Origin of the sequence: Nostoc sp. UHCC 0251 (assembly GCF_034932245.1) — a bacterium.
In the GTDB taxonomy this organism is placed as follows: Bacteria; Cyanobacteriota; Cyanobacteriia; order Cyanobacteriales; family Nostocaceae; genus Nostoc.
This window is the reverse complement of the sequence record NZ_JAYGHD010000381.1, coordinates 1-15,188: the sequence shown is the minus strand read 5'-3', so window position 1 is coordinate 15,188 and position 15,188 is coordinate 1. Positions and strand designations below refer to the sequence as shown.

Here is a 15,188-nt window from a genome sequence, read left to right as displayed (position 1 = left end):
TCTAAGCGCAGCCATGCCGCAGGCTTTACGCAATTAAAAAACTTAGATGCAGCAAGTCTTTCAGGGTTTACATCTGCATCAAATTTTTCGTGAAATGGTATAACGCCCACCGGAGGCGATGGTCTCCGACCGACCGGAGGTCATCGCAACTGGAAAGTCTGAGAGTTTATACTGAGTACTGGCGAAATAAGCAATCGGCTTTTGAGACGCCTAATAGCAAGGTTGATAGAGAACTTACGCACAATATATCTGCTCTATGTCGTAAACTTAATAACACTGACGGATTTTTAATATGCGAGTTCAGAGAACTGTAGTTGCGTTGCTTGCCGCCGTAGGCATCGCAGTAATGTTAGTGGGTGGGAAAAATCCAGAGGCCCTTGCAGACTCGCAATCTTCTACTCAGGATGGGTCTAGTAGTATTGTGTCGCCCGAAGCTACGATTCCTATAGAGGGAGAGTATGCCAAATATGGTGATTATGTAGGAGCGACTTCAGGAGATAGCCAGACGCTTGAATTTTCCCAAAAAGTTGTCAAAGACATCCAGATTCGTTTTATTAACGATCAAGATGAGTTGCTCGATGACAATGGTCAACCCATCAAAGGGCGGACTCAGACAGATTTTATCATTGGTCTGCTAAGACTCAAACCTGGTCAGGTATTCCGTGAGGATTTACTTCAAGCAGACTTGCAACGATTGAGGAGATTAGAGTCATTTAATCAAGTCAATGTTTATCGCGAAGAAGATGTTTCTAGCGTTAATATCATTTATCAAATCAAAGAACGCACCTTCCCTTCTTTAATCTTAGGAGGCGGATATAACGATGAGGTTGGACTATATGGCCGAGTGGGTTATAAAGATGCAAATATCAGCGGTCTTAACGATAAATTAGATACAACTGTGCAGTTCAGCACTAAAGATGTCCAGCTTAATGGTCAATTCACTAGCCCTTATCGTCCTGGAGAACCAAACCGCTTAGGCTATAGCATTAGAGGTTTTCGGAGTCGAAATATATCGGGAACCTTCAACGAAGATATCAGATTGTCTAACGGCAACAAAGTACGGGAGGGAAGGTTTGGCGGTTCTGTGGGAATTTTAGGAGCTTTCGATGACTGGGATACATCAGTAGCTCTCAACTATACCAGGATTAGCCTACGCGATCGAGAATATAACGTTGCACAGGTGGATAGATTAGGTAGTCCCCTATCTGTCAGCGGTACTGGCATTGATGATCTATTTACAGTATCATTCGCTATATCTAGAGATCAACGCGATCGCCGAGACAATCCCACTCAAGGATCAATTCTTACCCTCAGCACAGAGCAAGCGATTCCCATTGGACTGGGCAATATTTCCAGCAATCGCCTACAGGGAGACTATATTCAATATTTACCAGTCAGTTGGATAGGTAATGGTAAATCAACCGAAAACCCAGAAATGTTGGCTATTAATTTACAAATTGGCACAACTATTGGAAACTTTCCACCAGCGGATGCTTTTAATATTGGTGGACTAGATTCTGTCAGAGGTTACGGTTATGGTAAAGTTGCCAGTGGTCGGAGTTATGGTTTAGCTTCCGTGGAATATCGTTTCCCAGTTTTGGAGTCAATCGGGGGAGTTCTCTTTACTGACCTGGCCTCAGATTTTGGGTCTAGCGAAACCGTGCTAGGAGAACCAGGAGTGCTGCGAGACAAGCCTGGAAGTGGCTTTGGTTATGGCTTAGGATTGCGGCTCAATTCATCCTTTGGGCTGATTCGAGGCGATTTAGGAATTAGCGACCAAGGAGAAGTTAGATTTGAAGTTACTACAGGTCAGCGATTTTAACCCCATTAGTTTTTGCTTTGCGTTCCTTTGCGTTTAAATCTTCTCTTTCCAATCCCTTCTGGTTCATTGTTCCACCGACAATTGCCTTGTTTGCGGTTTGAAATGTTTATGTTTGCAGTTTGCTACGACTAGCAGTATTCTTATCAATAAAAGACAAAAGCAATTCTATAATCATTGGCTGCTTATCTATGTCTTTACTATTATTTTCATAAATTATATCGGCAAATTGTTTCAATGGTTCGATATACCTATGATAACCAGGTGTAACGTCCTTATCATATTGATCAATAACCTGTTGCCAATCTCGCCCTCTTTCTCGTATATCTCGCTCCATTCTTCTTTTAAAACGAATATTCTCGCCAGCATCTACCCAGACTTTTATATCTAATTCTTTCATAAGACGCTGATTTGCAAACACAAATATTCCTTCAACCACAATTAATGGATTTGGTTTACAAACCTTCTCGTCACTTACCTGATGGGTTTCGTAGTCATAAACTGGAACTCGAACTTCTTGACCTGTTTTTAACAACGTAAGATCAACAAGAGCATCTTCAAAATTCATTGCCAAAGGGTTATCGTACCTGTGTTCAAGTGTAGAGACGTAAGAATGGTTCTTGTAGTAGCTATCCAAGTCAAACAAAGTTACAGAATTTGGACGTATTTGCTTAAGTTTCTTCGATAGCCAAGTTTTACCCGAACAGCTTGCTCCAGATATTCCGATTACAGTTCTACGGTGATAATTGTTCATGGATGACTTGTCATCACTCAAAACAACATCCAGAATCTGGTTTGCGACAATATCAAGCCCTATTTGCGTTGATGCCGCAAGCTTATCAGCTAATAACGGAGAATGAGCGCGAACTTCACTGTGAGTTATATTATGCAATATCGGGAGGATAACTTTGTCCGTACCATCTTCACGCAATACAAGAGCGTCTAGTTCTTTTTTTGGCCATTCTTTAGCGAAGAAATTTGAACTGAGAATTACAATTCCAAATTTTGATTCGTTTAGTCCCTGGTCAATTTTCCTTCTGAGACTATCTCCAATCTTCAGTACAAATGAATCTACCCACACTTCTAAACCATGTTCGCGTAGCAAGGCAGCTAACGGGAGAACAACATCGTTTTTATCTTCGCTTGCGTGTGAAATAAACACATCGTATCGCATCTTTGTTTCTCCATATTAATTATGTAGTAAGCCTAAATACAGTTTTTATAAGTAAAATCTGTGTTTAGATATACCGTAATTTTCGTTGGTTAGATAGAATAAAATTAGCTTGTAAAAGAATCATTTTTTACTTGACAATAATATCGAAAATTATAGCAATAAAATTTGTGTATATCGTCAATATCAAAGCATTATATACAAATTTACTCTAAAATCGCTTATTTTTAACGTACTAATACTATTCTTCGCTGAAATCTATAAATTTTACCCGAAAATCTTGTTTAAAATACAATCCATAGCTCCTCAAATAAGTTACACGGTGAAACCCTTCTTTAATTCAATACGGTTCAGTTAAGAAGAATCGTAGGTTGGGTTATAGCTTGCTTCCCCGTAGGGGTAAAAAGTGAAACCCAACAAGGCCTTGATAATGTTGGGTTTCGTTCCTCAACCCAACCTACACCAGTTTTATATTTTAGCCTTAACTGAACCGTATTGTATTAGGGATTGAAACGTGGCTAATACTGCATTCTGCTGGGTATAAGAATTGCAATTCATTAAAATCCCTATTAGGGATTGAAACTGGGTAAAGTAAAAATAGCAATAGAGTGTGAATTGCTCAGTCTTGCGAACGATTTTGAGGGAACAAATAGGCGATCGCAGCGTAACCCGAAGCACTGAGTAAACTAACCAAAAAAGCAGCCAGAACAAAAGTAAACATAATTTTATACTTTATGTATATCCAAAATCTCGGCATCTATCAAAAAATAAAGAATTTGGATACTTTCAAATTAGCAATTAGGTATGACACAGCCGTGGCTACCTTATGTCAATCCCTTGTCTCTCAGGGGTTTGGCTCAACTTAAGCCAAAGGCAGAAAAAACCGAAACGTACTGCCAACTCCCAATTCGCTTTCTACCTGAATATGACCATTTTGTAGTTCAATCAAACGACGGGAAATAGTTAAACCAATACCAGTGCCTCCCGAATGGCGATCGCGTGATTGGTCGGCTCTCCAGAAACGCTCAAACACATGGGGCAAATTTTCTGGAGTGATACCAATGCCTGTATCTATAACCGCAATCCAGAGTTGAGATGCTTCAGTCCCAACCCGAATAGTAATTGAACCTTCATTTGTATAACGCACTGCATTACCTAGCAAATTAACCAAGACCTGTTCTACACGGTCAATATCTGCCAATACAGGGGGCAGCACAGATGGACATTGTAAGAGTAGAACTGGCCCATCTTCCAACAACTGGTCAGTAAATTTCTCCACTAATGACTCTAACAACGGACGCAGATTTACCCGTTGTATATTAATTGGTAAATAACCAGCTTCTGCCTTAGATAATTCTTGTAAATCGTTTACCAACCGCTCTAAGCGCCTAGTTTCTTTAGCTAAACGCCGATAAATCTCAGGAGACGCTTCAATTTCTCCATCAGCCAGTTCTTCCAAGTAACCGCGCACAACTGTTAAAGGTGTTCGTAGTTCATGGGTCATGTCTCCAATCACTTCTCGTCGCCGCGCTTCTACCCCTTCTAAACTGGCTGCCATCCGGTTGAAACTAGCACCTAGTGCATTAAGTTCTGGAATGTCAGACATAGGTAGTCGTGCATCCATTTGACCAGCAGCAAATTTTTGGGTAATTTGTTCCATCTCGGTCAACCGCTGCATAATCCGCCTGGACACCCAGTAACTCAATCCTCCGGCTGCGGTGCTACCAAATAAGACTGACCAAATAGTGCTTCGCTGCCAAGCAAACTCAAATCCTGTAACCAATTTAGTACGGACATCGATTAAGTTAAACCCCTCACTTTCTAGCCGTTCCAAATGCAGTACAAACAAGCGGGGGGAAGAAATTTTGCTGATGCTCACTAAACTAGCTACCCCCACAATCATTACTACTAAGTGGGAGAAAAATAGGCGCTCTCTCAGCCCCATTTTCATAACATTTACGCTACTAAAGGATCTTCAAATTTATAGCCAACCCCAACAACAGTTTTAATAAAAGTAGGATTTGCTGAATCAGGCTCAATCTTTTTTCGCAACCTAGCTACATGAGTATCGACCACTCGTTCATCGCCAAAAAAGTTATCTCCCCAAAGTTTATCAATTAGTTGAGTGCGGTTCCAAACTCGACCAGGATTGCTGACAAAGGTAGTTAGCAAGTTAAATTCTAGGGTAGTTAAATCCAAAACTTCAACCTCCTGAGAATTCATCTGACGACTGGCAGTGCGCTGGTCTACATCGACAATAAAGTGTTGGGTACGATTGACTTGATGTTGTCCCCCTTGCCGGAGGCTACGCCGTAATAGCGCCCGTACTCTAGCTACCAACTCTCTAGGGCTAAAGGGTTTGACCATGTAATCATCAGCACCAGTAGACAAACCAATAACGCGATCGATTTCCTCACCCTTAGCCGTGAGCATTAAAATGTAAGGATCTTTTACACCTGGTTTCTGGCGAATTCTGGCACAAACTTCCAACCCATCCAAACCAGGAATCATTAAATCTAGAATGATTAAGTCAGGTGGTTGCTCTTGAAACATCTGCAAAGCATTCATGCCATCGCGGCTAATGCGACAAAAAAACCCTTCTTTTTCTAAAGAAAGTTGGATTAAATGAGCAATTTCTGGTTCATCTTCAACGATTAAAATATCCATTTCAATTAATAACAAGACTTGGGCCAAAATTCCCTTGTTAAAGTTAGGCAAACTTCCGCCACAGTATTGGCGACTGTGACAAGTATGGATGGAGATTCAAACCCCACCCAACCTGGTAAACCATCTACAGGCTTGCAATAACTCAGTATAGATTTCGATACATTTGAAATGAAGTTTTAAAGGTTTGAATTTGACGGCGTGCGATAACTATAGCCAACATTAGAATCTTTTTGAATGTGTGCTTTAATACTATCGAGGTCAATGAAGCAGTCAGCAACATCAATCAAGCTTTCACTGGTGGTAGTTTGTAGACTCACCACCTCCACCCGAACCCCCATTCTGCTGACAGCGTTCACAGCATAGGCTAAATCCCCATCTCCACTGACTAAAACCGCAGTATCATAATAAGGAGCTAAAGTTATCATATCTACAGCGATTTCTACGTTCAGATTTGATTTTTTGAAATTCTCTACTGGTTGCATGATATCTTTAGCTACTACACGATAGCCATTACGACGCATCCACAATAGAAAGCCCTGTTGCTTTTCATTGCTGATATCAACCCCAGTATAGAAGAAAGCACGCAACAGCCTTGAACCGTTAGTTAAATGACAAAGCAATTTAACGTAATCAATTTCGATGCCGAGTTGTAAAGCTGTATGAAATAGGCTTAAGCCATCAATAAAAATAGCAACTCGACCACGATTTAAGCTATTTAAAATCGAACTATCAGGTGCAGGATCTCGCATCTTGGTGTCTTTACCTTTGACAGTAGTATCGTTCAAATTTTGGCCTTGCCAATGTGGTTTAGTTTTGAGTACTTTAGGTTCTTTAAATTCATTTCTTTGTTTACTAAAATTAGTTATAATCATTGATACCTCTGAATTTAAAACTGAAAAGAGTTTTGAGTAAATTGTCTATACTATAGTCTGTGCTGATTTATAACCCTATCTTAAATCACTACATGCAGATAAACTTAACTGGCACTCAATAGGATTCAAAGTAGACAGCCGAAGGGTTTTCACTGTTATTACCTGTGTCCACAGATATGTTAATCTTTACCCACCGAGACAGCAAGAGTTTGGAGAAAATAAATCTTCCTGTAAGCGTAGAGGCAAAAATCCGCCATGCCTGAGATGGGCTATGCCAATGCCATTTATCTATTTTTATTGATCGTGCGTAAAACCGCATCCCCTTGTGGGTGGGGCAGTTGACTCTATCTCTGTATTTTAATGGAATTTACCGCAGGCTAAGGGCGCTCAAATACTGGTAGAGTTAGAAGTTTTGAAACTTTGATTCATCACTCCTAACTCATGACTCATAAATATTTTGCTACCCACCGCTGACTGGTGGAATCAGCACGACTTCATCCCCATCTTGCAGTAGGGTATCTGGTTCGACAAATATCAGATTAATCCCAAAGCGGGTGATGTCGCGCCATTGTGAGAGTTCGGGGTGTTCAGCTATGAGGCGATCGCATACTGCTTTGACTGGCATACTATTGGGAAATTCCAGCACCAGTTCCGAAGCCCTAAAGGCTTCTTGATAAGCAGCAAACAATTTGACGGTAACGGTGATTGCAGATTTAGACATAAAACATGCTTTAGCAGTACCAGCAAGTAGTTTAATACTTGATAAGTACCCTGAACTCTTGGGCTTAATTATACATTACTAGGTACATAATTTTACAAGTTGATAGCGACAAAAATTGCTTAAGATTTAACCTCTGCATGGCGCAACTGAGTAGAGTGCCATTCGGGAGCAGGTTATGCTTTATCCCTCTCAAGTTCAGCTTTCTAATCAAACTAATCGCAGCCAAAATGACACGGTGTCGCCAAAGCCAATTCTAGAGGGTGCGATCGCATCGGAATTTTAATCATAAACTCTGTTCCCTGGCCGGGTGCTGAGATACACGTTATTTGACCACCATGTTTAGAAACAATAATTTCCTGGCTAATCGACAAGCCTAAACCCGTCCCTCTACCTACGGGTTTTGTTGTAAAGAAGGGGTCAAATAAGCGATCGCGTACTTCCTCTGTCATACCGGGGCCAGTATCGCCAATCCAAATAGTCACAAACTCATTGTCAGTTACTTCGGTGCGAATCCGAATCGTGCTGCGGCAAAAGTAAATTTCTTGGGGCGATCGCTGTTTATCATACTCCTCCAAAGCATCAATTGCATTCGCCAGTAGATTCATAAACACTTGGTTGAGTTGTCCTGCATAACACTCCACAAGAGGTAGGTCGCCATACTCTTTAACGAGTTGAATTCCTAGTTGATTAGAGCTGCCTTTAAAGCGATTGTGCAAAATCAGCAGCGTGCTATCTAGCCCTGCATGAATATCCACTGACTTCATTTGGGCTTCATCTACGCGGGAAAAAATTCGTAACGACTGAATAATTTCGCGGATGCGGTCAGCCCCAACTTTCATCGAACTCAGTAATTTGGGCAGATCTTCACTCAAAAATTCTAAATCTATCGCCTCAGCCAGTTGTTGAATTTCAGGTAGTGGTGAGGGAGTGGACTTGGCATAGAGGTTCAAAAGGTTGAGCAAGTCTTGGGTATATTGATAGGCGTGAGTCAGATTTCCATAGATAAAGTTGACAGGATTGTTAATTTCATGGGCGACACCTGCCACCAATTGTCCCAGACTGGACATTTTTTCACTATGAACCAGTTGGCTTTGAGTTTCTTGAAGTTGGCGAAAGGCAAGTTCTAGCCGATTGGCTTGTTCTCGATAGCGTGCTTCTGATTCTTGCAATGCTTGTTCTGTACAAATACGCTCTTGGATTTCCTGTTGCAGTAGCTGATTAGATTGCTCAAGTGCAGATGTCCTTTCTTCCACCCGTTCTTCTAACTCAGATGTCAGTTTTAAGAGGGCGTTCTCTGCCTTAGTTCTTTCTTGAATCTCCTGCTCTAGATGCACATTTTGCTCTTGCAGTCTCTTCGTCAGATTTCGGATGCTTAAATGGATTTTGACACGGGCTAAAACCTCTTCATGCTGAAGCGGCTTAGTGATGTAATCCACCGCCCCAAGATTCAAACCTCTGACCTTATCCACTGTTTCAGAAAGCGCCGTCATAAAAATTACGGGGATGTCTTTAGTTGATTCTTGAGCTTTAAAATGCTGGCAAGTTTCAAACCCATCCATACCAGGCATGAGTACATCTAACAAAATTAGATCGGGAAGAGCATATTCGACCTGTTCAATTGCATCCTCGCCATCCTGCGCTACTAAAACTTGGAAGCCAGAATCAGCCAAAAAATCGAATAACACTCCTAAATTTGTCGGGTTGTCATCAACGATTAAGATAATGCCATTTTCGATGTTGGAAAGACTCATTAATTTGCTCCTATATTTTTTAAAACTTCACGGATTTTTTTAACTTGAAAACCTTTAGCTAATTGACGCAACTCTAGAGAAAAAGGCGCATATTTCACATCCAATTCTTCCAATTGATTAACTCGCTCTACAATACCTTTGAGATCGCCTTTCATTGCCAAATTCAATAGAATTGTAATTTCGTCTGCGGAGGGAGCTACCAATGATTGCTGAGAATTTTCTACTTGATTACCTTTAGATACTTTTTCACCATCTTCATAAATCCATTCCAGTTTTAAGTGATCCTGTAACTTTTCTAAAAGCTCTGTTATGCGGATGGGCTTAGGTAGAAAATCATTGCAACCCGCCTCCTTACTTTTGTTGAGATCGAAATCAAAAACGCTGGCAGAAGTGCCAATCACGATCGCATTCTTTAGCTCAGGCGATCGCCGAATGCGACGAGTAGTTTCAAAGCCATTCATTTGAGGCATCATCAAGTCCATTAAAATACAATCTGGATTTAATTCAAATGCCTTATTGAGACAATCTTGACCATCTACTGCTTCGATCATGTCAAACCCTAAAGGCGATAGCATCTTGACCAAAATTGCCCGATTTTCTGCTCTATCATCTGCCACGATAACTTTCCGCTTATCGCCTTTAAAACTTTGGATATTTCGTTGCTCTTTTTTGATAACATCAGCGTATTTAGAAACTTCGGGTAAATCTAAATCAAAGAAGAAAATGCTCCCTTTTCCTAAGTTACTCTTTACCTGGATTTCGCCACCCATCATCTGAACTAATTGGCGGGTAATTGCCAGTCCTAATCCCGTTCCTTCTGCTTTGCGATTGTGTTCTCCTACCTGCTGGAATGGCAAAAATATCTCTTCTAATTGTTCTGGTGCCATGCCAATTCCTGTATCTTCCACCTGAAACCGAATTTTACCTTCCTGATAGCCGACTTTGAAAGCCACGCCTCCAGTTTCAGTAAACTTAACGGCATTACCTAGTAAGTTAATCAAAGCTTGTCGCAAACGTTTTTCATCAGCCTTGACACCTATAGGAAGTTGAGTAATTTGTTCAAAAATTAAGCAAATACCTTTTTGTTCGGCGCGGATACGGCAGATTTCGGCAATGCCTTCGAGAAAATCTAGGAAATGAAAATCCGTTAGGTGGAGTTCCATTTTTCTCGCTTCAATTTTAGAGAGGTCTAAAATGTCATTAATCAGATTCAAGAGGTGGTCGCCACACTGATGAATAATATTCACACCATCTTTTTGTGAGTTAGTTAAACTTTTTTCACGCTTGAGGATTTGGGCATAACCCAAAATGCCATTAAGTGGTGTTCTCAGTTCATGGCTCATGTTGGCAAGAAAATCACTTTTAGCACGGTTGGCTGATTGGGCGATTTCTTCTGCTTTTTGCAGATGCACATTTTTTTCCTGTAACTCTAAAGTTCGCTCTTGTACTTTAGCTTCTAAGTTAGTGTTGGCTAATTTTAAGTCTTTATAAAGACGAGCATTTTCAATGGAAATCGCCGCTTGAGAAGATAACAGTTGTAATACTTCTAAGCGATCTGATGTAAATGCGCCAATAGTAAGATTATTTTCTAAATAAAGAATGCCACTAAGTTTTCCTTGATGGATGAGTGGTGTACATAAAACCGATTTAGGTTTATGGTTGACAATGTACGTATCTGTGGTAAACGTTCCTTCACGAGTTGCATTATTGAGGACAACATTTTCTTTAGTTCGGGCTACATAGTTAATCAGTGAAATTGGTAGCTGCTGACTGGTTGATACTGGGATTCCTTGTAATACAGTTACATCAGTTTTATCTACTGCTCCTGATGCTTCTATTAGCAAGTCTCCTGATTTTTCTAAAATTAAGTAGCCTGTTTGAGCGCCAGCATTTTCTAGCACAATGGTCATTAATTTAGTTAGCAAATTGCTCAAAACTATTTCTCCAGAAAGAGCTTGAGATGCTTTCATAACTGTGGCTAAATCCAGCGAGTCTGAAGCACTTTCACCCGTAGAGTTAATTATCTGAGTCACGTTTGTACTAACGGTTTCTCGCTTTGATATCCGAAATAGTTGAGGATATCTTTTTTCTAAGTCTTTGACTTTTGCCTTCGCTCCCCAACAAACATATCCATAGTAGGCATCGTTGAGATAGGTATTAGCAACTTTCTCTCTGCCACAAGCAAAATAGAACTCTGCTGCTAGTTCTGACGCTAGGGCTTCTTCCTGAATATATCCATGTTCTCTGGCTCCAGTTATGGCTCGGTCATAAAACGCGATCGCTTTGGCATCTTGTTGCAATACTCGTGCTTTTTCTGCTTCCACTAAATCGTATTTATGCTGATAGTTGGCAGGAGAATGCAAAGCCCATTGCTTCATTTTTTTCTGCTGCGCTACTACTTGGCTGAAATATTGTTGGCGCTCGCTTTTTGATGCACTGGGATACAAAGCTAGGAGAGTTAAAGAAGAGTAGAACTTGTGTTCGGCTTTGTACATCAACGCTCGTCCACCTTGTTCGTATTTTTCTGCCAGCAAGGCATCCTCAGCAGCGCGATCGTAATTTTTAAATAAATAACCTAGAATCAGTTTAGAAACATAGATAGGATAAATAGCCATATAATTATTGCTATTTATCAGAATTGGCAACATTTTATTTTCATCAAAACTTTCGCCAATTAATCGATATGGTTCCGATGTTTTCTTAATTAAATTCAAACCTGTTTGCCGAACTATCTGAGCATAGATAATTTGAAATTCTTGTTTAGTCCTTTGCATTAAAGCAATATAATGCGCCTGTTTCTGGAGAGCTATTTCTAGATTTTCACCGATAAAAAATAAATGCGTACAATAAAAACAAGCCGAATAGGAAGCATATTCTAAATCTCCTGTTTCCAGCCCTCTTTGGACACCTTCAATTAACGGTTCTATAGTATTAATAGCTGGTTCTTTCCAATGCCTGATAAAATAATTAAATGTTTCATATATTTTCGCCGTCATTTCCTTAGCATTGAATTGATTTAACAGCTTTAAGCCTAGCTGACCAAATTGATAGCCAGAATCCATGTCTTCAAAAGCGCCACATAGGAACATTCCATAAAGTACATACGCATAAGCTGACAGAGGAGAGTTTCCATCTTTGAGACATAGATTGGTCATTTTAAAAACGACCTGGGGATAAAGTTCGGGTGCTGCAATATAAACTGGGGGAATCAGATTGATTAAGACTCGCAGTGCAGCTAATTTATAAACATCAGTCATTTCTGGCAACTCTATTAAATCCTCAATCTGTTTTCCTCCTAAATTCAATCTGGTCAGTCTCATCGGGGGTTTTTCTGATAAAGGCAACCCTAGCATTTTTAGCACTTGCAATCCGGTATTTAACGCAGCTTGCATTTGGTTTTTAGCAATATAAAACTGCATTTTTGTCTCGTATACCTGGACTCGATCGAGCAGGGTTTTTGCCTGTGATAAAACTACATCAGAAAGCATTTCTGCTCGCTCGAAGTTAGTGTTGAGAAATTCTACTGCTGCTGTTTCTACATAGAAATTGAGTGTCATGTCATACTGACACTGCCAACTATGTGCTGTAAGAAGTTCCAAACCTACATTTAAATATTTAACAGATGATTCATACGCTGTTGCTGCTTTTGCTTTCTGTCCAGCTATAAGATTGAGTTGAGCTAGTCTATCTTTTTGAGGCTGTTGGGTAATGAATTCAGCACCAATATTCAGTTGGTTGACAATTTCAAAAATGTTTTCTTCAATATCCGTTTCTGAGGTATGTATTAGTAGCAATTCACCAATTTTTAGATGAGTCTGTTTTTTCTGGTCATCTGGAATGAGAGAATAAGACGCTTGCTGCACCCGATCGTGTAAGAACTTATAGGTAATGGGTGATGGGTGATGAGTGATGGGCGATCGCCTGTTCTCAGTCTCCATTTCTTCTGAGTCGAAAACAAGCGGTGTTTTGTAGGAATTGTTGAGGGGTAGAACCAAACCTGATTGCAGAGCTTCCCACAAATCTACTGCTGTTTCTGACTGAGATGTTTTATTAATAATCGCCAACATATCTAAAGTAAATTTGTCTCCAATGCAGGCAGCAAACTTTAATACACTCTGGGTTTTTTCAGATAGCTTTTGAATTTGACTGACCATCAATTCAACGACATTATCAGTTATATTAACTCTTTGAATAAACTCAATATTCCATTGCCAAAAACTGCGTTCAAAGTCAAAGGATAATAAGTTATCATGATAAAGGGATTTGAGTAACTGAGTTAAGAAAAAGGGATTGCCTTGGGTTTTTGTAAAAACTAACTCAGCTAGCGGCTTTACCTTTAAAACTTCACTACGAAGAGTATCGGCTACTAACTGGTTGACATGAGCGATATCCAAAAGCTGGAGGATAATGTTATTTACGATCGCACCAGTATTTTGAATCTCCTCCAAGGTCTGAATTAAAGGATGAGTGGCACTTACTTCGTTATCTCGATATGCACCAATTAACAATAAATATTGGCTATCTGGGTCGGTCATAATTAACTGGATAAGCTTGAGGGAAGCTGAATCCGCCCACTGTAAATCATCCAGAAACAAAACTAGCGGGTGTTCGGGTTGACTAAATACATGAATGAATTGTTGAAACACCCGATTAAATCGGTTTTGTGATTCTGACGCTCCTAATTGAGGAACTGCTGGCTGCGGGCCAATAATCCGTTCTAATTCGGGAATAACGTCTATAATCACTTGAGCATTGGAACCAAGAGCATCTATTAATTTTGATTTCCAAACGGCGATTTGCTCATCGGTTTCTGTTAGCAATTGCCGCATCAAATCTTGGAATGCTTGAATTAGAGAAGCAAAAGGAATATTCCGCTTGAACTGGTCAAATTTACCGGAGATAAAATAACCCCGCTGGCGCACAATCGGTTTGTGAACTTCGTAAACTAAGCACGATTTACCGATACCTGAGTAACCAGAAACTAGCATCATTTCTGTACTACCAGAACTGACGCGATCGAATGCTTCTAACAAAGTAGCAACTTCTACTTCCCGTCCGTAGAGTTTTTGTGGGATAGAGAATTGGCTGTATGAATCTAGCTGACCGACAATAAAATGGGAAATCTCGCCATCCGTCTGCAACTGAGCGAGACAGGTTTCTAAATCGGCTTTTAGTCCTAGAGAGCTTTGATATCTATCTTCAGCAGTTTTCGCTAACAATTTCATTACAATGTCAGAAACCGCTGAAGGAATTTTGGGATTGAACTCTTGAGGCGCTATTGGTGTTTTGGCAATATGACAATGAACAAATTCCAGAGAGTCAGCGGCATTAAAGGGCAGCGAACCTGTCAGCATTTCATAAAAAGTAACGCCTAAAGAATAGAAGTCGGTACGGTAATCAATTGACCGATTCATTCGTCCGGTTTGCTCCGGTGACATGTAGGCGAGAGTGCCTTCTAGTAAATTAGGATTGCTGATGCTTTGATTTTCTTTTTCTAAACGTGATGCAATACTGAAGTCGATAATTTTAACTTGCCCAGTTTTTGGGTTAATAACGATATTGTCAGGTTTAATATCTTTATGAATAATCTTGGCTTGATGCAGTTGAGTGAGAGTGGATGCTAGCTGAATGGCTATTGTGAGAAATTCGGTTAATGATAATTGGCGATCGCTAATATATTTTTTCAGAGATTCTGCACCAAAGTCTGCCAAAATTAGAGCTAGACCGTTATGATGATTTTCTAAAGCTAGAGACTTGACAATTCCTTCTATATCTACTAGTCTCTGTGAAATTTTATATTCATGTCTGAGTCGGGTTAGCTCTTCGAGGCTGGGATACTCAGCTTTAAGGGCTTTAACGATCGCAGGGGTTTGATCTAACTCCTTGGAAGCACGATAAATAACAGTATTGACACCTTCATGCAGAGCTTCAATAAAGTTGTAACCGGGAAGGACAGGTATCATTTTTGTACGACTGAGTGGTAATGGGCAGTATCCACCACTGTCAAATAAAAGGACAACGAGGTGGCTTATTTAGCATTCCCAGCCAGCAAAAAAAATCTATAAGCCTAAATAAACCTCAACATTTGGAAATATAAATTTGCTACTATAGGAATCATATTTGATTTCTGACAATATTTCAGTAGGGTGTGTTATGCCGTAGGCTAACGCACCATCCGAAGATTTTG

Annotated in this window: 8 protein-coding genes; 1 reads left to right on the top strand and 7 read right to left on the bottom strand. The window is 40.2% G+C overall.

Going from position 1 to position 15,188, the window contains the following annotated elements:
* Positions 1-292 precede the first annotated feature (292 nt).
* Positions 293-1,822 (top strand): BamA/TamA family outer membrane protein, encoded by a 1,530-nt coding sequence (locus VB740_RS32030; RefSeq protein ID WP_323203856.1) that lies wholly within the window; start codon positions 293-295, stop codon positions 1,820-1,822.
* A gap of 106 nt (positions 1,823-1,928) precedes the next feature.
* On the opposite strand, the gene VB740_RS32025 is transcribed toward VB740_RS32030, so the two are convergent.
* The 7 genes from VB740_RS32025 to VB740_RS31995 all read right to left on the bottom strand — a co-directional run bounded on the left by VB740_RS32025 (position 1,929) and on the right by VB740_RS31995 (position 14,964).
* On the bottom strand, positions 1,929-2,993 hold the full coding sequence (locus VB740_RS32025; protein ID WP_323203855.1) for a TIR domain-containing protein: 1,065 nt from the start codon (positions 2,991-2,993) through the stop codon (positions 1,929-1,931).
* Positions 2,994-3,852: 859 nt separating this feature from the next.
* Complete coding sequence (locus tag VB740_RS32020) at positions 3,853-4,941, bottom strand: HAMP domain-containing sensor histidine kinase (protein WP_323203854.1); 1,089 nt, start codon at positions 4,939-4,941, stop codon at positions 3,853-3,855.
* A gap of 5 nt (positions 4,942-4,946) precedes the next feature.
* The gene (locus tag VB740_RS32015; protein ID WP_323203857.1) at positions 4,947-5,657 is read right to left on the bottom strand and encodes a response regulator transcription factor; all 711 of its coding nucleotides are present in this window, start codon (positions 5,655-5,657) and stop codon (positions 4,947-4,949) included.
* Positions 5,658-5,833: 176 nt separating this feature from the next.
* Positions 5,834-6,529, bottom strand: a complete 696-nt coding sequence (locus VB740_RS32010; RefSeq protein WP_323203853.1) for an NYN domain-containing protein — start codon at positions 6,527-6,529, stop codon at positions 5,834-5,836.
* A 460-nt stretch (positions 6,530-6,989) separates the two neighbouring features.
* Positions 6,990-7,250: a MoaD/ThiS family protein gene (locus VB740_RS32005; RefSeq protein ID WP_323203852.1), complete on the bottom strand. Its 261-nt coding sequence runs from the start codon at positions 7,248-7,250 to the stop codon at positions 6,990-6,992.
* A gap of 212 nt (positions 7,251-7,462) precedes the next feature.
* The gene (locus tag VB740_RS32000) at positions 7,463-9,001 is read right to left on the bottom strand and encodes a response regulator (protein ID WP_323203851.1); all 1,539 of its coding nucleotides are present in this window, start codon (positions 8,999-9,001) and stop codon (positions 7,463-7,465) included.
* Positions 9,001-14,964 carry an AAA family ATPase gene (locus VB740_RS31995; protein ID WP_323203850.1) on the bottom strand — a complete coding sequence of 1,988 codons (5,964 nt, stop codon included), beginning with the start codon at positions 14,962-14,964 and terminating at the stop codon, positions 9,001-9,003. The genes VB740_RS32000 and VB740_RS31995 overlap by 1 nt, the downstream gene beginning before the upstream one ends.
* Positions 14,965-15,188 lie beyond the last annotated feature (224 nt).